The organism is Streptomyces durmitorensis, from assembly GCF_023498005.1.
GTDB classification, from domain to species: Bacteria; Actinomycetota; Actinomycetes; order Streptomycetales; family Streptomycetaceae; genus Streptomyces; species Streptomyces durmitorensis.
Genome location: NZ_CP097289.1, coordinates 6556526 through 6580637, shown reverse-complemented (window position 1 = coordinate 6580637; position 24112 = coordinate 6556526). Strand labels below are relative to the sequence as shown.

The window sequence follows — 24112 nt, the reverse complement described above, 5'->3', positions numbered from 1 at the left end:
TTCAGATGAATCAGATGATGGGGCGCGGCTCGGGGTCCCTCGGCAGGCCGAGGAGCCGCTCCGCGACGACGTTCAGCTGCACCTGCGTGGTCCCGCCCGCGATGGTCAGGCAGCGCGACATCAGGAAGCCGTGCAGCGCACGCTCCCCGGCGCCCTCGCGCACCGCGCCCGCCGGGCCGAGCAGTTCGAGTGCGAGCTCGGCGACCTTCTGCTGATGCGGGGTCTGCACGAGCTTGCGGACGGAGGCCCCGGCCCCCGGCTCCGCGCCCGCGACCTGCCGCATCGTCGTGCGCAGGCCGATGCAGGCGAGCGCGTGCGCCTCGGCCGCCAGCGCGCCGATCCGCGCGCGGTGCGCCCCGTCGAGCTCACCGGCGCGCGCGATGAGCGCTTCGAGCCCCGTGTCGAAGGTCAGCTGGTCGGCCATGTGGACGCGTTCGTTGCCGAGAGTGTGGCGCGCGACCCGCCAGCCGTCGTTCACCTCGCCGACGACCGCGTCGGCGGGCAGCAGGACGTCGTCGAAGTAGACCTCGTTGAAGAGGGAGTCCCCGGTGATCTCCTTCAGCGGGCGGATGTCGACGCCCTTGGCCCGCTTCATGTCGATGAGGAAGTACGTCAGGCCCTTGTGCTTGGGAGCCTCGGGGTCCGTACGGGCAAGCAGGATCCCGTGGTCGGCCCACTGCGCCGCGCTCGTCCACACCTTCTGCCCGTTGATCAGCCAGCCGTCCTCGACCCTTTCCGCCCTCGTCCGCAGCGACGCCAGGTCCGAACCCGCCCCGGGCTCGGAGAACAGCTGGCACCACAGCACCTCACCCCTGAGCGTCGGCGCCAGGAACCGCTCCCGCTGCTCGCCCGTCCCGAACGCGATGAGCGAGGGCACCACCCAGGTGGCGATCCCGAGATCGCTGACGCGCACCCCGGCGGCCGCCAACTCCTCCTGTACGGCGAGCTGTTGGACGGGGCCCGCGCCGAGCCCGTACGGCTCGGGCAGATGCGGCGCCGCATAGCCGGTCGGCGCGAGCGCCTTGCGGGCTGCGGCCGGGTCGAGCCCCCGGGCCTGCGCGATGCCCTCGCGCGCCTGCTCCCGGTACGCCTGCGCCTCCTGGGGCAGCTCCATCCGCAGCTCGCGCCGCGCCCCGCCCTCCGCGAGCCGCACCGCCCGCAGCCGGTGCGCGTCGCCGGTGCCGAGCAGCTGCCGGGCAACCAGGGACCTGCGCAGATACAGGTGCGCGTCGTGCTCCCAGGTGAAGCCGATGCCGCCGAGGAACTGGATGGCGTCCTTGGCGCAGGAGTACGCGGCGTCGAGCGCGCCACCGGCGGCGAGCGCGGCGACGAGGCCCCGCACCTCCGGGGGCTCACCGGCCGCCCGCGCCGCGTCCCATGCGAGCGCCCGCGCCTGTTCGAGGCGCACCAGCATGTCCGCGCAACCGTGCTTGACCGCCTGGAACTGCCCGATCGGCCGCCCGAACTGCTCGCGCACCTTGGCGTACTCGGTGGCGGTCTCAAGCGCCCAGGCCGCGACACCGCACGCGTCGGCGGCGTACACGGCGCACGCGAGATCCCGTACGAGCGCCGCGTCGACGTCGAGCACACGCCCGGCCGGGACCTCCACCCCGTCCGCCGTCACCTCGGCGGTGGGCCGCGTCGGATCGGCGCCCTCCTGCGTACGCACGGTCAGCTCGGCCGCGTCGACGGCGAGCCACACCGTTCCGCGCGCGGACTCCGCAGCCAGGATCAGGAGGTCGGCGTCCGCCCCGCAGAGCACGGGCGGCGCGGTGCCGTCGAGGACGCAGCCGTCCGCCACGGACACCGCGGTGAGCGTGCCCGCGCCGAGCGCGACGGCGCCGATCCGCGCGCCGGACGCCAGGTCGGCGGCGAGGTCCAGGGCTCCGGCCCTGTGCAGCACGATCGAGGCGAGGGAGCTCGCCAGGTAGGGCCCCGGGAGCGCGGCCCGCCCGGCCTCCTCCAGGGCGACGGCGAGGTCCACGAGGTCGCCGCCCCCGCCGCCGCACTCCTCGGGCAGGTGCACCGCGAGCAGCCCCTGCTCGGCGAGCCCGTCCCAGTGGGCGGGCCTGCCGCCGGTACCTGGCGGCGCGTCGAGCAGTTTGCGTATCTCCTCGGGCGGCATCGCGCGGGCGATCCAGCCGCGCACCGCCGACGCCAACTCCCGCTGTTCCTGCGTGATTCCGATGCCCATGCGCGTCCTCGCCGGTAGCAGCTTCCGGGACGGCGACAGACTAGAACACGTTCCAATCTGACGGAAGGTCAGATACGGGTCGGCTTCCTGGCCGACTTCACCACCGGCTTCACCGCCCGCCGCGGGCACCCACCCGTCCGCCCGTAAGCGCCCGGTTAACAACAGGTCAAGACTTCCCCTCGTACGACATCCGTCGGAATAGTCGCCCCAGGAAACAGGTTCGTATCCCACGTACCCCTGCCAGCCCTTGCACCGCCCCCGGAGGCCCCACGTAATGACGCAGTCGACGACCCACCAACGCGGCACCCGCGGAGTCGTCCCCGTACTCGCCTTCGCCGGCATCGTCGTCGCGGTGATGCAGACGCTCCTGGTGCCGGTCATCAAGGACCTGCCGACGCTGCTGAGCACCACGCCGTCGAACGCCACCTGGGTCATGACGGCGACCCTGCTCGCGGGCGCCGTCTCGACCCCGATCATGGGCCGCCTCGGCGACCTCTACGGCAAGCGCCGCATGCTCCTGACGAGCCTGGCCGTGATGGTCGTCGGATCCCTGATCTGCGGCTTCACCGACGACCTCGTCGTGATGATCGTCGGCCGCGCCCTCCAGGGCTTCGCGATGGGCGCCATCCCGCTCGGCATCGGCCTGATGCGCGACGAGCTGCCCCGCGAGAAGCTCGGCTCCGCGATGGCCCTGATGAGCTCGTCCATCGGCGTCGGCGGCGGCCTCGCGCTGCCGCTCGCGGCACTGACCGCGCAGCACGCCGACTGGCACGCCCTGTTCTTCGGCGCGGCGGGCCTCGGCGTCATATCGATGCTCCTGACCGTCCTCTTCGTGCCCGAGAGCACCGTGAAGGCCCAGGGCACGTTCGACGTGGCCGGCGCGCTCGGCCTCTCCGCGGGCCTGGTCCTCTTCCTCCTGCCCATCACCAAGGGCAGTGACTGGGGCTGGACCTCGGGCATGACGCTCGGCCTGTTCGGCGCGGCGGCGCTCGTCCTGGTCCTGTGGGGCGTGATGGAGCTGCGCCTCAAGGCGCCGCTGGTGGACCTGCGCACCACGGCCCGCCCCGCGGTCCTCTTCACCAACCTGGCCTCGATCATGGTCGGCGTCGCGTTCTACGCGATCTCCCTGGTGCTCCCCCAGCTCCTCCAGCTGCCGACCGCCACCGGCTACGGCCTCGGCCAGTCCATGGTCGTCGCGGGCCTGTGCGTGGCGCCGCTGGGCCTGACGATGATGTTCACGGCCCCGGTCTACGCCCGCCTTTCGGCGAAGTACGGCCCGAAGGTCACCCTCATCCTCGGCATGCTGATCATCGCGATCGGCTACGGCGCGGGCCTCGGCCTGATGAGCGCCGCCTGGCAGACGATCATCATCGCGGTCGTCGTCGGCGCGGGCATCGGCCTCGCCTACTCCTCGCTCCCCGCGCTGATCATCGGCGCGGTCGACCCTTCGGAGACGGGCGCGGCGAACGGCCTCAACACGTTGATGCGCTCGATCGGTACGTCGGTGTCGAGCGCCGTGATCGGCATGGTCCTCGCCAACACGGCGGACCACGTGGGCGGCGTCGCGATCCCCACGATGACGGGCTTCCGCACGTCCTTCCTGATCGCCACGGGGGCGGTGGCCCTGGGCCTCGTCCTCGCCCTGTTCCTCCCCTCCGCCCGCCGCTCCGTCAAGACCCAGCTCCGGGCCAGCAGCGAGGAGGACGCGAACCTGCGCGCCGCGACGGAGGCGCTGGCCGGTTTCCACGGCCGGGTACTGAGCCCCACCGGGGCGCCGGTCGCTCGGGCGAAGGTGACGCTGATCGACCGGCGGGGGCGCCAGGCGGGGGCGGCGCTCACGGATGAGGGCGGCCGCTATGCGCTTGCGGTGCCGGGCGACGGCTCGTACGTCCTCGCGGCAACGGCCGCCGGGCACGCGCCGCTGGCCTCGGCGGCGGCGCATGGCGGGGACGACCGGGCGGTGGAGATGGATCTGCTGCTGCCGGGTGGGAGTGAGGTGCTGGCGTAGGGGCAGTGCCCTGCAAGATGGCCTCAAACTCCGGCCGGGCTGGAACTATCCAGCCCGGCCGGAGTGTTTCAGCCCGTCCGGCGTTTGAGGACGAACTCGGCGAAGCCGGTGATGGCGGCCACCAAGGCTGCCGCTAGGCCCGCGGGGCGACCTTCTCAAGGTCATCGATGGTCCCGGACATCACGGTCCGGACATGCTCGGTGAGGTGCTCCGCAGGCCAGTCCCACCACGCCACAGCCAGCAGCCGCGCAACCTCGTCCTCGCTGTACCGAGTACGGATCAGCTTCGCGGGATTCCCCCCGACCACCCCGTAATCAGGCACGTCATCCACCACGACAGACCCAGAGGCGATGACCGCCCCGTGCCCGATCCGCACCCCGGGCATCACCATCACCCCGTACCCGAACCAGACATCGTTGCCGACAACGGTGTCCCCCCGCCCCGGCAACCCGCTGATCAGATCGAAGTGCTCGCTCCACGAACCGCCCATGATGGGGAACGGGAAGGTCGAGGGTCCGTCCATCCGGTGATTCGCGCCGTTCATGATGAACCGCACCCCCGTCCCGAACGCACAGAACTTCCCGATACGAAGCTTCTCGGGCCCGTAGTGGTAAAGGACGTTGCGCGCCTCGAAGGCCGTCGCGTCGTCCGGATCGTCGTAGTACGAGTACTCCCCCACCTCGATCAACGGAGACTTCACCAGCGGCTTCAGAAGCACGACACGCGGCTGGTCCGGAAAGGGATGCAGCACTGTCGGATCAGCCGGTACACGTTGCATGGACAAGCGCCTTCCACTCCTCATTTACGGCCCCGCCTCGGTCAACGGCCGGGCCATGCGGCAGCATAGGGCGGCCCGCAGAACGAACCCACCCCATTTCCGACCGGGAGAAACCCATGACGGCCGCCCCCCAGCCCAAGCCGGAGATTCTCGCCGCCTTCGAAGCGGCCAAGGGCTTCATGCCGGCCGGCGAGGGCCTCGCCCTGTACGCGGCGGCGGCCGAAGCGGCGGCGCTCGGACTCCCGCTCCTGGAGGTCGGGACGTACTGCGGCCGCTCCACCATCCTGCTCGCCGACGCCGCCCGCGAGGCAGGCGTCACCGCGATCACGGTGGACCACCACCGCGGCAGCGAGGAGCAGCAGCCGGGCTGGGAGTACCACGACCCGGAGACGGTCGACCCGGAGGTCGGCCGCATGGACACCCTCCCGACCTTCCGGCGCACGCTCCACCACGCGGGCCTGGAAGAGCACGTGATCGCGATCGTCGGGCGCTCGCCGCAGGTGGCGAAGGCGTGGGGCGGGGCACTGGGTCTCGTCTTCATCGACGGCGGCCACACGGACGAGCACGCGACCGGCGACTACGAGGGCTGGGCACCGCACATCGCCGATGGCGGCCTGCTCCTGATCCACGACGTCTTCCCGGACCCCGCCGACATCATGACGGGCCAGGCCCCGTACCGCGTCTACCTCAGGGCACTGGAGTCCGGCGCGTTCACCGAGGTCTCGGCAACCGAATCGCTGCGCGTCCTGCGGCGGACGGGACCGGGTATCTGACCTCGCATCACCCACGGGAACGGCTACACGAGCGGAGAACGGCTTTGAGCAGCGCATGGCTCATCTACAGCGGAGCCCTGGTGGTGCTCCTGTCCGCGGTCCTCATGATGTTCATGGGCAGACCGGTGACACCTGCCTGGCGTGACACGACATCGATGGCCTGCGGCGTCATCACCTTCGCGGTGGTCTGCGCGCTTGCCCTGCTCATCGGCGCACCGGCCCAGGTGGCCGTCTCGGGGGCATGCTTCTGGATGGCGGGTGCCATCACCGGCACGAACGCGGTGCGCGGCCGTATCGGCTCACCCGGCTGACGTCGCGCGCGGCCCGGCGCATCCGTGATCCACCGCTTCACGCCCGAGCACCACCCCCAGGGACACTGCGGAGCAAGTGAACGGCCCGTAAGGTGGCTGTCGTGTCGTACGTAGGTCCGGACAGCCAGCCCCCTCGCCCGCCCCGCCGTTTCAGCGGCGGCCCTCTCACCGTGACGCTCGCCGCGCTGGTGCCGACGTGCCTGGCGGGGTGGCTCATCTACGAGGCGACGAGCGGTCCCGGTGGGAGCGAGCCCCCGAGAACGCTCCCCTCCACGAGCCAGTCCGCGCAGGGTTCGGTGTCCGCCGTGCCGTCCCCCTCGAAGCCCGAGAAGGACGACAAGGGCGACGAGGACGACAAGGGCAAGGGGGAGGAAGCCGACGCCAAGCCGAGCACGACGAAGCCGCCGAAGTCGTCGAGCCGCCCCGCCGCATCCGGGCCTCTCAAGGGCAAGGTCGTCGTCGTCGACCCCGGCCACAACCTGGGCAACGGCAAGCACACGGCCGAGATCAACCGCCTGGTGAACGTCGGCACGCACCGCAAGGAGTGCGACACCACCGGCACCTCCACCAACAACGGTTACAGCGAGGCCCAGTTCACCCTCGACGTCTCGCGCCGTCTGCGCACGCTGCTGGAGAAGCAGGGCGCCACGGTCAAGTTCACCCAGGACGGCGACCCCCCCTGGGGCCCCTGCGTCGACGAGCGCGCCCGTATCGGCAACGACGCCCACGCGGACGCCGTCGTCTCCGTGCACGCCGACGGCTCGGCGGCGGGCAACCGCGGCTTCCACGTGATCCTGCCCGCGTCGGTGAAGTCCGGCGACGCGGACACCTCCAAGATCGTCGTACCGTCACGCGCCCTGGGCGAGCGCATCGCGGGCAAGTTCGTGAGCGCGACGGGCAGCGCCCCGTCCAATTACATCGGCGACGGCACGGGACTCGACGTACGCAAGGATCTGGGCGGCCTCAATCTCTCCACCGTCCCCAAGGTCTTCATCGAGTGCGGCAACATGCGGGACGCGAAGGACGAGGCGTTGGTCACCAGCGGCGCCTGGCGGCAGAAGGCCGCGCAGGGCATCTCCGACGGAATCGTGAGCTTTCTGCGCGGATAACGGGTTGGTCGGCCGGGGATAACGGGTCGGTACGTCTTTATGCCGAGCAGACACCCCACCCGTGTGAACGATAATGTCCTCCGTACGATGGGGGGCCATCCCCGCGCTCCGCGCCGCGACCTGGGGCGAGCGACGCCTCCACCGACGAGACGACTTACGAAGGACCTGAAGTGAATATCCGCTCTCTCACTCGAGGCGACGGCGTGGTGATCGGGGCAGCGGTGTTGCTCTTCATCGCATCGTTCCTCGACACCCTTGACGCCGACGGCGGCGACAGCGACAAGCTTCCCAACGCCTGGGAGAACGGCAACCTGCTGCTGAGCGTGTACCTGCTCGGGATCATCGGTGCCGCGCTCATCGTCGTGGGCCGTGCGCTCCCGCAGCCGCGCAAGGTCGCGGGCCTTGACCTCGGCCAGCTCGGTGTCGCCTTCACCATCGCCGCCGCTTGGAGCTCGCTCGGTGCGATCTTCGACGCCGACCAGTCCTACGGCTTCTTCTTCGACAGCAGCCTGGGCGGCGGCTCCAGCGGCCCCGAGGCCGGTATCGGCCTCATCCTCGGCCTGATCGCAGCCCTGGTCCTGGCCGCCGCCGCGGTCGCGACCGCGCTGGTGCCGGCCCTGAAGGCGCCGCTCATGGGCGCCCCGCGCCCCGTCACCCCCCAGCCCTACGGCGGCCAGCCGCAGGGTGGTTACGGGTACCCCGGTGCCCAGGGCCAGCCGCAGCAGGGTCAGCCCTACGGCGCCCAGCCCGGTCAGCCGCAGCAGGGTCAGCCCTACGGCGCCCAGCCGGGTCAGCCGCAGCCGGGGCAGCAGACGCCGCCTCCCGGGCAGGCGCAGGCCACCGGTGACTTCTCGCCGTTCTGGTTCGCCGTGCCGGTGCCGCGTCCGCTGTACGCGGAGGACGGCTCGCCCACGCCGATCGCCGAACTGGCGCCCGGCACCTGGTACTTGGCCGTCGAGCAGCGCGGTCCCGGCCTGGTGGCCCAGACGCAGGACGGCCGTCGTGGCGTGCTGCAGGACACCACGGGGATCCAGCGCGGCTGATCTCCGACGCATGACGCACCTCGCGGCCCCTCGCCCTTCCGGGCGGGGGGCCGTTGTCGTACAGTCGCCACCCTGCACTGAACTGACGGGGCGTCAGAACGGATCGAGGGGTTGCGCATGCGCCTGGGACTCGCACTCGGTTACTGGGGGCGCGGCCCCGACCCCGGGCACGTGGAGCTCGCCCAGGAGGCCGAGCGGCTCGGCTACGACTCCGTGTGGACGGCGGAGGCATGGGGCTCGGACGCCTTCACCCCGCTGACCTGGATCGCGGCGCAGACCTCGCGGATCAAGCTGGGTACGGCGGTCGTGCAGATGGCGGCGCGCTCGCCGGTGACGACCGCGATGCACGCGCTGACCCTGGACCACCTGTCCGGCGGGCGGATGATGCTCGGGCTCGGGCTGTCCGGGCCGCAGGTGGTGGAGGGGTGGTACGGGCGGGCGTTCCCCAAGTCGCCACTGACCGCCACGCGGGAGTACGTGGATGTCATCCGCCAAGTCCTGCGGCGGGAGGGGCCGGTGGCCCTGGAGGGCCGCTTCCACTCGCACCCTTACCGGGGCGATGACGGGAGCGGTCTGGGCAAGCCCCTGAAGCCGATCACGCATCCGCTGCGGGCGGATCTGCCGGTGCTTCTCGGCGCGGAGGGGCCGAAGAACATCGCGCAGACGGCGCGGATCGCGGACGGGTGGCTGCCGCTGTACTGGTCGCCGATGCGGGCCGATGTGTACAAGGCGTCGCTCGCGGATGCGCGGGAGGGATTCATGGTCGCGCCCATGGCGCGGGCGAAGGTCTGCGACGACGTGGCGGAGGGCTTGCTTCCGGTCAAGGCGATGCTGGGGTTCTATATCGGCGGAATGGGGCACTCCGCGCGAAACTTTCATGCGGATCTGATGGCGCGGATGGGGTTCGAGGAGGAGGCGCGGCGGATTCAGGAGCTGTTTCTGGCGGGGCGCCGGGAGGAGGCGGTCCTGGCGGTGCCGGATCAGTTCGCGGATGAGATCTCGCTGGTGGGCCCTCGGGCACGGATCGCGGAGCGGCTGGAGTTGTGGCGGAAGGGTCCGGTCACCGATCTGCTGGTCCTTGCCCCGGACGCGCAGACGCTGCGGGTGCTGGCGGAGCTGAACGGGTAGGGAGGGCGGTCCCTGCGGGGCTTTCCCCACTGCGCCTATTGGCGCGCTCCGCTCGCGGGCAGATTTCCAGCCCGTCCGGCGCTTGAGGACGAACTCGGCGGAGCCGGTGATTTGACGGTGCCCGAGGCTCCGGAGCCAGGCTCAGCCCTTTGCCAGCTCCCCCGCCGACGGCACCTTGTCCTTGACCTCTGCCCCCGCGCTGTTGCCCGCGTCCTTGACCGAGTTGATGACGTCGTCGAAGGAGTTCACGACCGAGTCCGTCGAGTCCCCCTTGCGAAGCTTCGAGGGGAGGCCCTTCAACGCGTCGATCCCGGCGGTCAGCGGAGCCACCGCCTTGGCCAGCGTCGGGTCGCCCTGAGCGTTCTTCGTCGCCGCCTTCAGGCGGTTGTAGGCGAGCGTCCCCGCGAGCCCGGCCTTGATCAGGGCGAACTTCCGCCCGTCGGCGCCCTTCTTGAACTTCCCCGCCCGGAAGGGCTTCACGATCCACTGGTAGGTCGCCCCGGCGGCGATCCCCGCGTTCGCCACGAACCGCGTCTTGGCGAACTTCTGCTTCTCCGCGGAGCTGGAGGCCGACGGAGCGGACGCCGCGTCGGCGTCGTCACCGCCGCACCCTGTCGTCCCCGCGAGCAGGGCCCCGCACAGCACAGGGGCGACGAGGGACCGGCGTACGGCCGCGGCGGAGAGCAACACGGGGACCTCCAGAAGTGGACAGCTCTCCCGGCAGCCTCACCCCGCCCGGCGGGACCCGCCACCTGGGCGAGTCCGTACGGGTTTCAGCCAAGCGCAGCCTGGTATACGGACCCCATGGCGACCAGAAGCGCACATGGCAGCACCGCAGCGAGGGTCATAGTCATCATCGCGGATGTGATGGCCATCATCCTCGCCCTGTGGATCCTGATGTACCTGTTGGACGCGAACCGCGCCAACGACCTCGTCCAGTTCGTCCACGACGTGGCCCGCTGGCTAGCCGGCTGGTCACACGATCTGTTCACCTTCGATGAGGCATGGGCCCGAGTCGTCTGCGGCTACGGCCTGGCGGCCATCGTCTACGTCTTCGCAGGCCACGCCATCGCAGGACGGCTCCGCCGCTACTGAGCCGTCCCGCAGCACTCCGGCGCGAGGCCCACCGGCAGGCGTTCTCCCGAGAACACCGCGCAGGTGGCCTCGTCGCCGCCGAGTGCCGCCACCGCGAGCAGCAGCGAGCCCGCCGTCCACGTCGTCAGTTCCTCGGGCCAGATCGCCTTGTCGTCGAAGACGTAGCCCGTCCAGTAGAGGCCTGACTCCGGGTCGCGCAGGTGCTGGATCGACTGGAGGATCTCCAGGGCACGGTCCGATTCACCCAACACCCAGAGGGCCAGGGCGAGTTCGGCGCTCTCGCCGCCCGTCACCCAGTTGTTGGGGATGACGCAGCGCACGCCGAGGTCCGGCACCACGAAGCGGTCCCAGCCGTCCTCCATGCGGGACTTGGCCTCCGCGCCCGTCAGCGCGCCGCCCAGGACCGGGTAGTACCAGTCCATCGAGTAGCGGTCCTTGTCCAGGAAGCGCTCGGGATGGCTGCGTATCGCATGGGCCAGCGCGCCCGTCGACAGCTCCCAGTCCGGCTGCGGCTCCTCGCGCTGCTCGGCGATCGCCAGGGCGCAGCGCAGCGCCTGGTGGATCGATGAACTGCCCGTCAGGAGTGCCTCGTCGACCGGCGCCCCGTCAGGCTCCCGCTTCCAGCCGATCTGACCGCCCGGCTGCTGGAGTTCGAGGACGAACTCCACCGCGGCCACCACCGTCGGCCACAGCCGGTCCAGGAAGGTGTCGTCGCCGGTCGAGAGGTAGTGGTGCCAGACGCCCACGGCGATGTACGCGCAGAAGTTCGTCTCGCGGCCCCGGTCCGCCACGTCGTGCGGATCCCCGTCGGCGTACGCCGCGTACCAGGATCCGTCCGGGTTCTGGTGCCGCGCAAGCCAGTCGTAGGCGCGGGCCGCCGCCGCGTGCTCGCCCGCCGCGTCCAGGGCCATGGCGGCCTCGGTGTGGTCCCAGGGGTCGAGATGGTGGCCGCGGAACCACGGGATCGCGCCGTCCTCGCGCTGGACCGCCAGAATCCCGCGGACCGTTCGCGTGGCCTGATCCGCCGTCAGGACGCCTGGCAGGACCAGGTGTTCCGTCCGCTCCGGGCTCGTCACGCTTCGGTCTTCGCGTCGGTCTTCGGCAGGTGCGGCTTCGTCGCGTACGCCACGAAACTCTTGCCCACGACCGGGTTGAGCAGCTGTTCCGCCACCTTCGTCGCCAGCGGCTTCTTCATGATGTCCCAGACCAGGAGCTTGTGGTACGCCCTGACCGGCAGCGCCTTGTCGTTGTCCACGCCGAACACGCACTTGAGCCACCAGTACGGCGCGTGCAGGGCGTGCGCGTGGTGCGTGCCGTACGGCTTCAGGCCCGCTTCCCGCATCCTGCCGAGCAGTTCGTCCGCCTTGTAGATGCGGATGTGGCCGCCCTCCACCTCGTGGTAGGCGTCCGACAGGGCCCAGCAGATCTTCTCCGGGCCGTAGCGCGGGACGGTCACCGCGATGCGGCCGCCCGGCTTCAGGACGCGGACCATCTCGGCGAGCACCCCCTTGTCGTCCGGGATGTGCTCCATCACCTCGGAGATGATCACGACGTCGAACGAGGCGTCCGGGAAGGGGAGGTTGAGCGCGTCGCCCTCCATCGCGGTGGCGGTCGCGCCCGCCGGTGCCTCGCCCGCCTCCTTCATCGCGGCGAACCACTTGGCGACCTCGCGGATCTCCTCGGCGTTCTGGTCGAGGGCCACCACCTGGGCCCCCCGCCGGTAACACTCGAAGGCGTGCCGGCCCGCGCCGCAGCCCAGGTCGAGGACGCGGTCGCCCGCGGCGAGCGGGAAGCGGGTGAAGTCGACGGTCAGCATCAGCGATGGCTCCCGGAGTACGTCGGGGTGGTGGCCGGGGGGCGGCCGGATTGCGGGGCCGCGTTTTTTCCGGCGATCGCCGCGCGGTACAGCTCTGCGGTGCCCTGGGCGGCGCGGGCCCAGGTGAACTTGGCGAGAACGCGCTCGCGTCCGGCCGCGCCGAGGCGGACCCGCAGCTCGCGGTCGCCGAGCAGCCGGCTCAGGCCCGCGGCGAGCGCGCCGGGGTCGGCAGGCGGCACGGCGAGGCAGGTCTCGCCGTCCGGGCCCGCGACCTCCGGGATCGCGCCGCCGGTCGTCGCGAGCAGCGGCGTACCCGTCGCCATCGCCTCGGCCGCGGGGAGCGAGAAGCCCTCGTAGAGAGAAGGGACGCAGGCGACCTCGGCCGAGCGGACGAGGTCCACGAGCTCTTCGTCGGTGATGCCCTTGACGAACTCGATGGCGCCTTCGAGGCCGTACTTCTCGATCGCCTGCGCCACAGGGCCGTCCTCGGCGCGCTTGCCGACGACGACGAGGTGGGCGGCGGGGTTCTCGGCGCGGACCTTGGCAAGCGCCTCGACGAGGTGGACGAGGCCCTTGAGCGGGACGTCGGCGCTGGACGTCGTGACGATCCTGCCCGGTACCTCGGGGACCGCCGGGTCCGGCGAGAAGAGGTCGGTGTCGGCGCCGATGTGCACGACGTTGATGCGGTCGTCGCGTACGCCGAGGTGGTCGATGATCTCCTGGCGCGAGGTGCCGGAGACGGTGAGCACGGAGGGCAGGCGGCGGGCCACGCGCTTCTGCATGCGGGTGAACGCGTACCAGCGGCGCACGGACATGCGGCGGCGCCAGTTGGGTGCCGCCTCCAGGTCGAGGCGGCGGTCCACGGTGATGGGGTGGTGAATCGTCGAGACGAGCGGGGCACCGAGGTCGCCCAACAGGCCGTAGCCGAGGGTCTGGTTGTCGTGCACGACGTCGAACTCGCCCCGCCTGGAACGCAGATGACGCCGGGCACGCAGGCTGAACGTCGCGGGCTCGGGGAAGCCGCCGGTCCACATCGTCGCCACTTCGAGCGCGTCGACCCAGTCGCGGTACTCGTCGCGCCCGGGTGTGCGGAAGGGGTCGGGCGAGCGGTAGAGGTCGAGGCTCGGGAGCTCGGTGAGCTTGAGGCCTTCGAGACCCTCATCCAGGACGGGGTAGGGCTGTGCGCCGATCACTTCGACGCTGTGGCCCAGGCGGGCCAGCTCGCGTGAGAGGTGACGTACGTAGACGCCTTGTCCCCCGCAGAACGGGTTTCCCTTGTACGTGAGGAGAGCGATGCGCAACGGACGGTCACCATCGGCGTCCGACCCCGTCCGGGGGCCCGCCTCCATGGCCTCAGCGGTCACTCTCGGCCCCCTTCTCCCTGCGGTTGTCCGCGAGGTTACGCCGGGACGGTAATCTAGAACAAGTTTCAGACTTGATCGCTGAATGATCGCTGAACGAGCTTTGAATCTACCGGCAGGTAGCCGCGCTGTAAGGCCCGGATCAGGTGATTCGCGCCACGGCGGGTGCCCTGCCATGCTGGCCCACCACATGACCGGACCCGCACGACGGAACAACGGGACATATGACAGCGGAAGCCAAGGCAGCGGAAGTCGCAGCAGCTGATCCGGCGTCGCCGCCCCTGACCGAGCGGCAGGAGGCGCGCCGGCGCCGCATCCTGCACGCGAGCGCCCAACTCGCGAGCAGGGGCGGGTTCGACGCGGTGCAGATGCGCGAGGTCGCCGAGTCCTCCAGCGTCGCCCTCGGCACGCTGTACCGCTACTTCCCCTCCAAGGTGCATCTCCTGGTCGCCACCATGCAGGACCAGCTGCAGCACATGCACACGACGATCCGTAAGCGTCCGCCCGCGGGCGAGACCCCGGCCGAGCGGTGCGCCGAGACGCTGATGCGGGCCTTCCGCGCCCTGCAGCGCGAGCCGCATCTGGCGGACGCGATGGTCAGGGCACTGACCTTCGCCGACCGCTCCGTGAGCCCCGAGGTGGACACGGTCTCGCGGCTGACCACGGCGATCATCCTGGACGCGATGGGCCTGGAGGACGCGCCGACCCCCGAGCAGCTCTCCGCGGTCCGGGTCATCGAGCACACCTGGCACTCCGCGCTGATCACCTGGCTCTCGGGCCGGGCCTCGATCGCACAGGTCAAGATCGACATCGAGATGGTGTGCCGCCTGATCGACCTGACGACTCCCGAGGCCTCGTAGCGCGTCGTCCGTCGCTCGCGGCCCGCCGCTCGCCGTACGTCACTCACGTCCCGTCGCGCATTGCCGGGGATCTCGCCGCTCGCAACCCCTCAATCGGTGCACGGGGGGCGCACACCCGCCTGGCAATTGCGCCCCTGAGCCTCTCCTGGTCCCGCTTGGCCAGTTCTCCGCGTCCGAATCCGCGGTCGGCGCCGTATGAATGGTCTACGTGCTGAATGAAGCGACGGGGCCCGAAGAATACGGGGACCTGGAGGAGCGAAACGTGATCCGGGTACTTCTCGTGCACGACGCCTGTCTGCTGCGGTCGGCTCTGGCGGAACGCCTCGCCCGCGAGCCGGACCTGGAGGTGTTCCATGCACCATGGCACAGCGCCCGCGACAGCATCGGCGCGGTGCGTCCCGACGTCTGCGTGGTCGATCCCGACGGCGACACGACCTACCCGTCCACCGAGTTCGGGGAGCAGTCCCACCCGGTGAACGGCGGGCTCGGCAGCCCGCTCCTCGTCCTGGTCTCCGGGAACCGGCCAGGGCTGCTCCGGCGCTGCATGGAGGCGGGCGCCCTGGGCTATGTGGACAAGGCGAGCCCGCCGGACCGGCTGCTCACCGGCATCAGACAGGTGGCGGGCGGACAGCGGTTCGTGGACGAGTCGCTGGGGTTCGGGTTCCTGAAGGCGGCTCAGATGCCGCTGACCCACCGGGAGTTACTGGTGCTCTCACTCGCCGCCGGCGGCGCGCCCGTCGCCGAGATCGCGCACCGTCTGCATCTGACCAACGGGACGGTGCGCAACTACATGGCCGCCATCACCCGCAAGACCGGGGCCCGCAACAGGATCGACGCCATACGCATCTCGCGCGTGGAGGGCTGGGTGTGACGCCCCGTTGGGTGATGTCCCATTGGGTGTCGTCTCGTTCACCGGGCCCCAGTTGCCGGAGAGCTCACGGTAGAGCGGGGAGGTCTTGAGGAGCTCCTCGTGGCTGCCGCACAGGGTGTACGTCCCGTCCATCACCAGGATCCGGTCGGCGCGGCGGGCCGAGCTGATGCGGTGGGCGATCACCACGAGGGTGCCGCCGGGCCGCGCCGCGAACGCCCGCTCGGCGCGGGCCTCCGCCACCGGGTCGAGGTGGCAGGTGGCCTCGTCGAGCAGGGCGAGGGGCGCGTACGAGACGTAGGCGCGGGTCAGCGCGATGAGCTGGCGCTCGCCCGCGGAGAGCGCGGCGGGGTCGACCGTGGCGTCGAGCCCACCGAGCCGCTCGATCACGCCGCTGAGCCCGACGGCCAGCGCGGCGGCCAGCAACTCCGCGTCGCCGACGGCGTCCACCCGCAGATACTCCAGGTTCTCCCGCACGGTCCCGCTGAAGACGTAGGCCTCCTGCGGGATCAACACCCGCCGCCCGACGGCCTCGTGCCCCCGCACGGACCGCCCGCCCACGCGGACGACACCCTCCCCGGGCTCGAAGAGCCCCGCCACGAGCCCGGCGAGCGTCGACTTCCCGATCCCGCTGGGTCCGACCACGGCCAGGTGGCCGCCCCGGGGGACGGTGAGCGACAGATCCCGTACGACGGGCTCGGCGAGGGGGCCGTAGGCGAAGGTGACGCAGGAGAGCTCAAGGGCGGGTGCGGGGCGCCCATCAGGGGCCGGCTGGGCCCCGGGAGCAACGCCGCCATCGTTCACCGAGTCGTCGCGAGCAGGCCGCGCGTCTTCCCGCCGCGCGAGGTCCGCGCGCCGCTCATCGCCACCCGCGACCGGATCGGGAGCGGCGGCTGCCGGGGCGCCGGCCGTCGGCGGGGTCCACGTCACGCGGCGCAGGACGATCGCCAGGCGGGAGCCGCTCGCGCCCAGGCCGTGGATCAGGTTGTGCAGGGCCGGGAGCAGGGCCTGGGTGACGTAGGCGATCGCCCCCACCAGGGCGCCCGGTGTCACTCCGCGGTCCAGGAGCCAGGGGGCCGTGACCAAGAGCAGGACGAGCGGCAGCTGGCCGCCGGTCGCGAGGGCGGCCGTGCGCAGGACGCCCCAGCGGGCGAGGGATCCGGCCGCCGCGTACTCCGCTGCGACACCCCGGTCCAGGTCCTCGGCCACGTCCTGCTCCGCGCCCGCGGCCGCGACGTCCCGCAACCCCGGTGAGACCGCGCCCAGTTGGGCCGCGATGCCCTCGTCGGCGACGAGGAACCTCTCCTGACGCCGGGCCAGCGGGCGCAGGCTCACCACGAACAGGGCGACACCGGCCACGAGCGGCGGCGCGACCACCAGGAGCAGGAGCGGCGCCAGCGAGAACAGACCGATCAGCGCGCCCGCCGCCGTGAAGACGAAGGAACGGGAGACGAGGACCAGGCCCGCGAACGTGTCCCTGGCGATCTCCACCTGCTGGGTCAGCCGGGACACGGAGGCCCCGTCCGCGTCCCGCAGCCCCCGGCCGACGACCTGCCGCACCAGGGTGTCCCGCAGCGGCTCCACCAGATCGGCGACGGCGCGGTACACCCGGCCCGTGCCGTACGCGGCCACGACCACACCGAGCCCTGCCGCGCCGAGCCATCCGAGGCCGACCGCCTCGCGCCCGGCGAGGAATCCGTCGTCCAGGGCGCGCGCGAGTGCGTATCCGGTGAGGAAGGTCTGCCCGGTCTCCAGGACAGACCAGAGCGCGAGCCGCAGCACCACCGGCCATCTGCGCCACAGGAAGCGGACGCCTCGGTGGTAGGTGCCCTGCGGGGCCGGGGACGGCTGCACGCGCTTCACCGGCGCCACGCGCCTGACGCGCCTCACGCGCCTCACGCGCCGAACACCTCCCGGTACTCCGGCCGCTCCCACAGCTCCGCATGCCTGCCCACCGCCCGGATCCGGCCGTCGTGCAGCCACGCCACCACGTCGGCGCGGGCCGCCGTCGCCGCGCGATGGGCGATGATCAGGCGGCTGCGGTGCGGGGTGTGGTGGAGCACGGCCTCGGCGATGTGGTGTTCGGTCACCGTGTCCAGGCTGGACATCGCGTCGTCCAGGATCAGGATCCGCCCTCCCCGCGCGAACGCCCGTGCAAGGCCGAGGCGTTGGGCCTCGCCTCCGGACAGCGGCGCCTGCCCGCAGGGCGTGGCGTAGCCGTCGGGGAGGCGGGTGATGAAGGGGTCGGCATGAGCGGCGCGGGCCGCCTCGCGGATGCGGGGCGGTGCCGGGCGCGGGGCTCCGAAGCCGATCGTGTCCTCCAGGGTGGTGCCCAGCAGCGCGGGCCGCTCGAAGGCGTAGCCGACCTCGCGGCGCAGCTCCTCGCGGCTGAGTGAACGCAAGGGCACGCCGTCGAGGCGTACGTCCCCTTCGTCGGGGTCGGCGAGCCGGCCCGCGACGGACGCGAGGAGCGACTTGCCCGCGCCGGAGCGCCCGACCACGGCGAGCGTGCCACCCGCGGGCACCGTCAGATCGACGCCGTCGAGCACGGTGCGTCCGCCGCGGGTCACCTTGATGCCGCGCAGCTCCAACAGGCCGTCTCCCGCAGGCAGTTCGTGTGTCCCGTACGAGGTCGCCGGTTCCGCGAGGATCTCGCCGAGACGGTGTGCCGCCGTCCTCGCCCGTGCGATGCCCCCCAGCTGTCCGACGAGCATGCCGATGCCGGTGGCGAGCACCGCGTACCGGGAGGCGGCCAGCAAGTCCCCCACGGTGATGTGGTGTTGGAGCAGCTGATGTCCGGCCACCGCGACGACCGCGAGCTGGAGGAGCGGTGCGACCGTGACGGCCTGGGCCTGGGAGCGGCCCTGGACCCGCCACATCCGGTGGCCGTGCCCGGAGAGTTCGGGCAGCTGCGCGAGGACGCGGGCCGCTTCCTTGTCCTCGGTGTGCGCGGCCGCGATGGTGCGGACGCCTCCGATCGCCTCGGACAGGCGGCCCGCGATGTCTCCCTGGACCCGCTGATAGCTCGCCACGCAGTCGGATGTGGCACGGGTGAACGCCCACAGGAGCAGGACGAGTACGGGGACTCCGGCGATGAACGCCACGGCGAGCCAGCCGTTGATCAGGGCGAGGGCCACCACGGCACCGACGGGCACGGCCAGGGCGGAGAGGAGCGCGGCGAAGGTGGCGGGCGCGATGCCCGCGTGTGCCGCGTTGTCGATGAGGCGTGCCACCAGGTCGCCGTGGGCGAAGCGTGCGGTGGTGCGCGGGCCGACGGCGAGCACATGGCGCACCACACGACCGCGCAGCCAGGCCGTGGTGCGGGCGTTGGTGGTTCCGGTGAGGACGCCGTCGAGGGCGTCGAGCAGGGCCATCGCGCCGATGAGCCCCGCGCACGCGAGGATCCAGCGGGTGGCGCCGCCCCCGCCTTGGCCGGTGGTGTGGCCGGTCAGGACGGCGTCCAGGGCGCGGCCGATCGCGAGCGGCAGGAGCAGGCTCCCTCCCGCGCCCCCGGCGGCGCACAGCACCAGGGCCGTGCAGCGGGCCGCGCTGTGGCGGGTCGCCGCGCGCAGCAGTCCCGCGTCGGAGGCGGGTGGCGGAGGACGGAGACGGGGGGTCGTGGTCGCCATGCGGTCCGGGTCCTCGCAGTCCTCGTGTCCGTGGCCGGATGTCCATGGCCGGATGTCCGTGACGGGGCGGCCGACGCCGGCGGACCCGGGCGGGCCCCCTCGAGAGGGCGCCGCCCGGGCCGTCAGATGCCGTACCGCTCATGCGCGCAAGCGCGTCACAGACAGATGACCAGGCTGACCTCGCTCCAGCACAGCAGCAGGCTGGCCGTGCTCTGGCCGCCGCCACCGCCGCCGCCACCGGTCATCTCGTCGGACTCCATGCTCTGCAGGTCGAGAAGCGCCATGATCTTCCCTCTCATTTGGGGACGTATTGTCCTTATGGGTGGTGTCACGACCCCGCTGCGTGGCGGGACCGGCTCTGGGGCTGCCGCCGGGGCGGCGGCAGGAAGGGGACGTGCGCCTCGCCGTCGCCGAGCGCGGCCGACAGGGCCACGAGGGCGCCCGCCGTGCCGGTGTTCAGGTCCATGGACAGGCGCATCATCTGGTTGCCGGGGAAGGCGAGTTGGCCCTCGTACGACATGGAGAACCAGCCGAGCGCCGCGATCTGCTCGGCGATGTCCTCGGGCTCGACGCCCGGCGCGGTGGTCCGGTTGAGGTGGAGCAGGAGTCCGGCCCGCCCCTGGTACAGGCCCGGCTGCACGCAGAAGCGTGAGCGCGCCGCGGCCAGGATGCCCGGCCGTGCCGCCTCGAACTCGGCGTCGTCCCGGTGCGCGAGGTAGTCGTCGATGACCATCCCGATGCCGACGCTCCCGTCGCCGAGGTACGGCATCGTGCGCCAGCCCTCGTCGACGCCGAGGCTGCCGTCCGGACGCGCCACGCACCGGGCCAGATCCGCGCGCAGGGCCCGCGCCGCGAGGTCGAGGAGCGCGGGGTCGCCGCTGCGCTCGTGGAGCCGCAGGAAGAGGAGTGCGGGGCCGGTGGCCCCGTGCAGCAGCCCGGCCCGCGGCCGCCCGCCCGGAGTGCTTTCGACGGCGAGCCGCTCACCGAGCAACTCCGCCGCCTTGAGCGCGTGTTGGGCGAGTTCCTCCTCGCCGGTGGTGTGGGCGAGGGCGTCGAGGGCGAGGCCGAGTCCGGCGAGGCCGCCCTGGAGGTCGGAGGAGAGCCGCTGCCAGTTCTCCTGGAGGACGAGCTCCATCAGGTCGAGGGCGCGGCCGTGGTGCCCGAGCCTGCCGAGTACGTGGGCGACGCCCGCGAGGCCGTCGTGCAGCCCCAGGGGGGTGCCGGGGCGGACGCGCTCGGTGTGCTTCAGGAGCCAGCGCTCACCCTCCTCGTAGCGCTCGGCGCCGCTCTCGTCGAGGGCGAGGAGCACTCCGGCCGCGCCGTGCGCGAGGCCGAGGCCGCCGCTGTCGGCGAACTGGGCGATGTCGCCGGGGAAGAGGCGGTCGTCGCGCTCGGGGGTGGCCGATGCGAGGATCGCCTTGACCATCGAGTCGCGGCTGTAGGGCCAGTCGGCCGGGTCGACGAACACCGTGGACGTGCTCGCCGCCGTGGTGGCGCCGGTCCCGCTCCGCTCCGGGCCGCCCCCGTCCAGGGCCATCGGCGCTCCCGCGTCGAGGACCGGCGCCTGCTCATCGGTGCCGCCGCGCTCGATCTCGGCCACCGCGTCGGCCAGGAACTCCGCCGGTACGTCCGGGAATTCGATGGCGATCATCTGGGCCAGATGCGCGGCCTTGCCCCGGTCGACGGCGAGCAGCGAGGTGACCGGCAGGAAGAGGGCGAGCCGCAGGCATGCGAGGGCGTAGCGGTCGACGCCCGTGCCGGTGCGGTCCGGCGGCGCGACGAATCCGGGGTGCGCCATGACCTGGCGTCCCGAGTCACCCACGGAGCCTGCCGCCTCGAAGTCGAGGAGGGACACGGTCTGTTCGTCGGGCGCGACCATGATGTTGAAGAGGTGGAGGTCGTTGAAGACGACGCCGCGCTCGTGCACGGCGGTGACGGCCTCCTCTACGCGGCGGTGCATGCGCAGCGCCCAGGCCGTGTAGTCGGCGATGTCCTTGGGGTCGGGCCTACTGACCAGGAGCGGATGCCGGTGGGCGAAGAAGGAGTTGAGGGTGGTGCCCTCGACGAAGTCCATGACCAGGAAGCGGTGGTCGCCGAGCAGGAACCAGTCCCGGACCTCGGGAGCGACACCGAGGCCCGACAGCTTGTCCAGGGCGGTCTTCTCGCGTTCGAGCCGGGCGACGGCGTCGGCGCCGTCGGCGGCGAGGCCCGCGTGCGGCCGGCCCTCCTTCAGGACGACCTTGCGGCCGTCGCGGGTGTCGGTTCCCGCGTAGACACCGCCGCCGTTGGAGAAGTGCAGGGCCTTCTCGATGCGGTACGGCAGGTCGCCGACGGTCGTCGTGTTGCGGGCGGCCAGCTGGGGTTCGAGGAACGCGGGCAGCGTCACCCACTCGGGCACCCGGAAGGCCGGGTCGCGGGAGTCGGGCACGAGCACGCCCCGGGCGTCCTCGATGGCGGGCACGAGCGTGCCCTTGCCGTTGTCGCACATGCGCCGCGTGAAGGCCCCGTATCTGACGTAGAGCGGCCCTTGTTCCCAGCGCAGGTCGGTCAGGATGTAGGGACCCTCGAAACCTTCGAGCAGCTTGCCCAACTCATTCAGGACAGCGTGCAGTTGCTCCTCGTCGGCCGGGTAGATCGTGGCGAATTTGCCACTGTTGTCGCGCCCCGCGTACTTGCTGTTGCGCAGGTGCAGGAGGTGGGCGGCGGGCACGAACTTGAAGGGGACGGAGCGCTCCACGCAGTAGTCCCAGATGATCGCGCCGATGCGGTCGGCGTTGCCCAGGGTCGCGGAGGCGTGGACCTTCCAGCCCTGCTGAGGGGCGGGGCGCGCCTCCCCTTCGGCGTCGACCGGGACGATCGAGAGCCAGTCCCCCGCACGCACCGAGCGCCAGCCGTCCGGGACGGCGCGCTCCGCCGTCGCGTACGGGGCAGCGGCGGCGGTGCCGCCCACGGACAAGCGGTCCGGAGTCTCGTAGAAGTACCTGTCGGCCAGACAGTAGACCTCGTACCGCTTGTCCACGGCGTCCCCTCCCCATGTCGTCTGGGTCAGAGAGTTCCAGGCCGCAAAGGGGACGGACAGTCACGGATGTCATCGATCGGGCATGCGGAACGCATGGGTAAAGTCCTGTTCGCACACGTTCGAGCGCACATAATGAACACAGGACCCACACAAACCGGTGCGGACGGCGTCACGGGAGTAAAGCCCGTTGCCGGTGCGAACTCCGCTACTCCTCCGGCGGAAAAACGACCTCCCCGCTGCCGGACAACGTGATGGTGATCGCCTCGACCGGGCACCCCTCGGCCGCTTCGAGCACCTTCTCGTTGGCGTCGGTCTCGGGGTCCGCGGGGTGCGACTGGCGGGCGGAGTCGAGCGCGAAGCCGCCCGGCGCCGTGATCACGCACATCCCGGAGCCGATGCAGACCGACCGGTCCACCTCGACGTGCCAGCGGTCACCCATCAGGCACCCGCCCCTTCGTAGCCCGCCGGGAGATGGATCATCTTGTGCTCGAAGTACTCGCCGTACCCCTCGGGCCCGAACTCCCGTCCCAGACCGGAGTTCTTGTAGCCGCCGAACGGGCCGAGCATGTCGAGGCTGAAGGTGTTCACGGAGTACGTCCCGGTGCGCACCCGCCGCGCGATGTCGATGCCGCGCTCCACGTCCGCCGTCCAGACGCTGCCGCTGAGCCCGTAGTCGGAGTCGTTGGCGATCTTCACTGCCTCGCTCTCGTCGCCGTACGGAAGAAGGCAGATGACCGGGCCGAAGATCTCCTCGCGGGCGACGCGCATCGAGTTGTCCACGCTGCCCAGGAGCGTCGGCTCGACGTACCAGCCGTCGTCGAGCCCGGCCGGACGGCCGCCGCCCGTCAGGATCTTGGCGCCTTCCTCCTGGCCGATGCGGATGTAGTCGAGCGAGCGCTGCTGCTGGCGCTGGGCGACGAGCGGGCCGAGTTCGGTCTCCGGGTCGAGCGGGTCGCCGATCTTGAGCGCGGAGGCCGCGGCGGCGAAGGCCTCGGCGAACTCGTCGTAGCGGGAGTGGGGCACGAGGATGCGGGTCTGGGCCACGCAGGCCTGGCCGTTGATCATCCAGGCGAAGGGGACGATGCCCGCTACCGCGGTCGCCGCGTCCGCGTCCGGCAGGATCACCGCGGCCGACTTGCCGCCCAACTCCAGGGTCACGCGCGTGAGATTGCGGGCCGCGACCTCCATGACGCGCTTGCCGGCGCCGACGGAGCCGGTGAAGGACACCTTGTCGATGCCGGGGTGCCCGACGAGGTACTCGCTCACCTCGCGGTCCGCCGAGATGATCGAGAGCACGCCCTTCGGCAGCCCCGCCTCGGTGGCGATGTCGGCGAGTATGTACGCGTCGAGCGGCGCCTCGGGCGAGGTCTTGAGGATCACCGGACACCCGGCGAGCAGCGCGGGCGCGAGCTTGGCCGCCGCGGTGAACTGGGGGACGTTCCACGGGACGACGGCCGCCACGACACCCACCGGCTCGCGCCGCACGAGGATCTTGCCGAGGGCTCCGTCGCGGGCTTCCTCGTACGTGAAGTTCTTGGCGACCGTGAGCGCCGAGTCCCAGACCATCATCGCGGCGAGGGCCTGCACCATGATGCTGGAGGTGTACGGGGTGCCGTTCTCGGAGCTGATGACACGGGCGATCTCCTCGTGCCGTACGGCGATCGCGTCCTTGATCCTGGTGATGACCTCGATCCGCTCGTCGAGCGTCATCCGGGGCCAGGGCCCCTCGTCGAACGCCTTGCGCGCGGTGGCGACGGCCCGGTCGACATCGGCGGGCGCGGCGTGCGGCACCCGCGCGAAGACCTGGCCGGTGTGCGGCGAGATCACCTCGATGACGTCCTTGCCGAGGGGGTCCACCAGCTCCCCGCCGATGAAAAGCTGTCCGTGTTCCACGAGCTCGGTCATGGCTGACTGCCTCCTGCGGGATTCCGCCTGCGCGGCACGCTTTCTGACACTGTTTCAGGACTGTGTTTCAGAACTGATACCAGTTCTAGTTCCAGTAGTCCACGGAGAGCAAGGTGCAAGTAGCCTGTCGAAACAGTCGACTTGGGCGATCATTGGAACTAGTTCTAGTTATGGTGGTGGGGGCCGTGGTCGTGGCCGCGCAGCCGACGAGAGAT

General features: G+C 71.4%; 20 protein-coding genes and 1 pseudogene. 9 read left to right on the top strand and 12 right to left on the bottom strand.

Annotation, left to right across the window (positions count from 1 at the left end; all coding sequences use genetic code 11):
* Positions 1-10: 10 nt before the first annotated feature.
* On the bottom strand, positions 11-2194 hold the full coding sequence (locus M4V62_RS29345; RefSeq protein WP_249590196.1) for an acyl-CoA dehydrogenase family protein: 2184 nt from the start codon (positions 2192-2194) through the stop codon (positions 11-13).
* 274 nt (positions 2195-2468) lie between these two features.
* On the opposite strand from M4V62_RS29345, the gene M4V62_RS29340 reads away from it, so the two are divergent.
* The gene (locus tag M4V62_RS29340) at positions 2469-4202 is read left to right on the top strand and encodes an MFS transporter (RefSeq protein ID WP_249590195.1); all 1734 of its coding nucleotides are present in this window, start codon (positions 2469-2471) and stop codon (positions 4200-4202) included.
* Between the two features lie 133 nt (positions 4203-4335).
* Here the strand turns inward: M4V62_RS29340 and M4V62_RS29335 are convergent, their stop codons facing one another.
* Entirely contained in the window at positions 4336-4980 is a 645-nt protein-coding gene (locus M4V62_RS29335; RefSeq protein WP_249590194.1) for a CatB-related O-acetyltransferase, read from the bottom strand.
* A 116-nt stretch (positions 4981-5096) separates the two neighbouring features.
* Between M4V62_RS29335 and M4V62_RS29330 the strand changes: the two genes are divergently transcribed.
* From M4V62_RS29330 to M4V62_RS29310, 5 genes are all read left to right on the top strand, one after another.
* Entirely contained in the window at positions 5097-5753 is a 657-nt protein-coding gene (locus M4V62_RS29330) for a class I SAM-dependent methyltransferase (RefSeq protein ID WP_249590193.1), read from the top strand.
* Positions 5754-5797: 44 nt separating this feature from the next.
* The gene (locus M4V62_RS29325; protein WP_249590192.1) at positions 5798-6064 is read left to right on the top strand and encodes a hypothetical protein; all 267 of its coding nucleotides are present in this window, start codon (positions 5798-5800) and stop codon (positions 6062-6064) included.
* Positions 6065-6165: 101 nt separating this feature from the next.
* Entirely contained in the window at positions 6166-7173 is a 1008-nt protein-coding gene (locus M4V62_RS29320; protein WP_249590191.1) for an N-acetylmuramoyl-L-alanine amidase, read from the top strand.
* A 170-nt stretch (positions 7174-7343) separates the two neighbouring features.
* The gene (locus M4V62_RS29315; RefSeq protein WP_249590190.1) at positions 7344-8216 is read left to right on the top strand and encodes a hypothetical protein; all 873 of its coding nucleotides are present in this window, start codon (positions 7344-7346) and stop codon (positions 8214-8216) included.
* 117 nt (positions 8217-8333) lie between these two features.
* Positions 8334-9344: an LLM class F420-dependent oxidoreductase gene (locus tag M4V62_RS29310; protein ID WP_249590189.1), complete on the top strand. Its 1011-nt coding sequence runs from the start codon at positions 8334-8336 to the stop codon at positions 9342-9344.
* Between the two features lie 141 nt (positions 9345-9485).
* On the opposite strand, the gene M4V62_RS29305 is transcribed toward M4V62_RS29310, so the two are convergent.
* Positions 9486-10031 (bottom strand): hypothetical protein, encoded by a 546-nt coding sequence (locus tag M4V62_RS29305; RefSeq protein WP_249593062.1) that lies wholly within the window; start codon positions 10029-10031, stop codon positions 9486-9488.
* A 117-nt stretch (positions 10032-10148) separates the two neighbouring features.
* On the opposite strand from M4V62_RS29305, the gene M4V62_RS29300 reads away from it, so the two are divergent.
* On the top strand, positions 10149-10439 hold the full coding sequence (locus M4V62_RS29300; RefSeq protein WP_249590188.1) for a hypothetical protein: 291 nt from the start codon (positions 10149-10151) through the stop codon (positions 10437-10439).
* Here M4V62_RS29300 and M4V62_RS29295 read toward each other — a convergent pair.
* From M4V62_RS29295 to M4V62_RS29285, 3 genes are read right to left on the bottom strand one after another with little or no spacing between them, the layout of a single operon-like run.
* Positions 10433-11515 carry a prenyltransferase/squalene oxidase repeat-containing protein gene (locus M4V62_RS29295; protein WP_249590187.1) on the bottom strand — a complete coding sequence of 361 codons (1083 nt, stop codon included), beginning with the start codon at positions 11513-11515 and terminating at the stop codon, positions 10433-10435. The two genes, M4V62_RS29300 and M4V62_RS29295, sit on opposite strands and share 7 nt — an antisense overlap.
* Entirely contained in the window at positions 11512-12255 is a 744-nt protein-coding gene (locus M4V62_RS29290) for a class I SAM-dependent methyltransferase (RefSeq protein WP_249590186.1), read from the bottom strand. The genes M4V62_RS29295 and M4V62_RS29290 overlap by 4 nt, the downstream gene beginning before the upstream one ends.
* Positions 12255-13619, bottom strand: a complete 1365-nt coding sequence (locus tag M4V62_RS29285; RefSeq protein ID WP_249590185.1) for a glycosyltransferase family 4 protein — start codon at positions 13617-13619, stop codon at positions 12255-12257. The genes M4V62_RS29290 and M4V62_RS29285 overlap by 1 nt, the downstream gene beginning before the upstream one ends.
* 221 nt (positions 13620-13840) lie before the next feature.
* On the opposite strand from M4V62_RS29285, the gene M4V62_RS29280 reads away from it, so the two are divergent.
* Complete coding sequence (locus M4V62_RS29280; RefSeq protein WP_249590184.1) at positions 13841-14476, top strand: TetR family transcriptional regulator; 636 nt, start codon at positions 13841-13843, stop codon at positions 14474-14476.
* A 262-nt stretch (positions 14477-14738) separates the two neighbouring features.
* A complete protein-coding gene (locus M4V62_RS29275; protein WP_249590183.1) occupies positions 14739-15347 on the top strand; it encodes a response regulator transcription factor in 609 nt (202 codons plus the stop codon).
* 315 nt (positions 15348-15662) lie between these two features.
* Here the strand turns inward: M4V62_RS29275 and M4V62_RS43945 are convergent.
* The 6 genes and pseudogenes from M4V62_RS43945 to M4V62_RS29245 all read right to left on the bottom strand — a co-directional run.
* Positions 15663-15989: pseudogene (locus M4V62_RS43945) on the bottom strand (ATP-binding cassette domain-containing protein); the annotation flags it as partial.
* Between the two features lie 1250 nt (positions 15990-17239).
* Positions 17240-18973 carry an ABC transporter ATP-binding protein gene (locus M4V62_RS29265; protein WP_249590182.1) on the bottom strand — a complete coding sequence of 578 codons (1734 nt, stop codon included), beginning with the start codon at positions 18971-18973 and terminating at the stop codon, positions 17240-17242.
* A gap of 155 nt (positions 18974-19128) precedes the next feature.
* On the bottom strand, positions 19129-19257 hold the full coding sequence (locus tag M4V62_RS29260) for a SapB/AmfS family lanthipeptide (RefSeq protein WP_249590181.1): 129 nt from the start codon (positions 19255-19257) through the stop codon (positions 19129-19131).
* A 44-nt stretch (positions 19258-19301) separates the two neighbouring features.
* A complete protein-coding gene (lanKC, locus tag M4V62_RS29255; RefSeq protein ID WP_249590180.1) occupies positions 19302-21992 on the bottom strand; it encodes a class III lanthionine synthetase LanKC in 2691 nt (896 codons plus the stop codon).
* Between the two features lie 205 nt (positions 21993-22197).
* A complete protein-coding gene (locus M4V62_RS29250) occupies positions 22198-22431 on the bottom strand; it encodes a ferredoxin (protein ID WP_249590179.1) in 234 nt (77 codons plus the stop codon).
* Positions 22431-23897 carry an aldehyde dehydrogenase gene (locus M4V62_RS29245; protein WP_249590178.1) on the bottom strand — a complete coding sequence of 489 codons (1467 nt, stop codon included), beginning with the start codon at positions 23895-23897 and terminating at the stop codon, positions 22431-22433. Before M4V62_RS29245 ends, M4V62_RS29250 begins: the two co-directional genes overlap by 1 nt.
* Between the last annotated feature and the right edge of the window lie 215 nt (positions 23898-24112).

Excerpts from the sequence above, each read along its gene's own strand:
- M4V62_RS29345 (WP_249590196.1), bottom strand. The coding sequence starts at position 2,194 with ATGGGCATCGGAATCACGCAGGAACAGCGGGAGTTGGCGTCGGCGGTG.
- M4V62_RS29340 (WP_249590195.1), top strand. The coding sequence starts at position 2,469 with ATGACGCAGTCGACGACCCACCAACGCGGCACCCGCGGAGTCGTCCCC.
- M4V62_RS29335 (WP_249590194.1), bottom strand. The coding sequence starts at position 4,980 with ATGCAACGTGTACCGGCTGATCCGACAGTGCTGCATCCCTTTCCGGAC.
- M4V62_RS29330 (WP_249590193.1), top strand. The coding sequence starts at position 5,097 with ATGACGGCCGCCCCCCAGCCCAAGCCGGAGATTCTCGCCGCCTTCGAA.
- M4V62_RS29310 (WP_249590189.1), top strand. The coding sequence starts at position 8,334 with ATGCGCCTGGGACTCGCACTCGGTTACTGGGGGCGCGGCCCCGACCCC.
- M4V62_RS29300 (WP_249590188.1), top strand. The coding sequence starts at position 10,149 with ATGGCGACCAGAAGCGCACATGGCAGCACCGCAGCGAGGGTCATAGTC.
- M4V62_RS29290 (WP_249590186.1), bottom strand. The coding sequence starts at position 12,255 with ATGCTGACCGTCGACTTCACCCGCTTCCCGCTCGCCGCGGGCGACCGC.
- M4V62_RS29280 (WP_249590184.1), top strand. The coding sequence starts at position 13,841 with ATGACAGCGGAAGCCAAGGCAGCGGAAGTCGCAGCAGCTGATCCGGCG.
- M4V62_RS29265 (WP_249590182.1), bottom strand. The coding sequence starts at position 18,973 with ATGGCGACCACGACCCCCCGTCTCCGTCCTCCGCCACCCGCCTCCGAC.
- M4V62_RS29260 (WP_249590181.1), bottom strand. The coding sequence starts at position 19,257 with ATGGCGCTTCTCGACCTGCAGAGCATGGAGTCCGACGAGATGACCGGT.
- M4V62_RS29250 (WP_249590179.1), bottom strand. The coding sequence starts at position 22,431 with ATGGGTGACCGCTGGCACGTCGAGGTGGACCGGTCGGTCTGCATCGGC.
- M4V62_RS29245 (WP_249590178.1), bottom strand. The coding sequence starts at position 23,897 with ATGACCGAGCTCGTGGAACACGGACAGCTTTTCATCGGCGGGGAGCTG.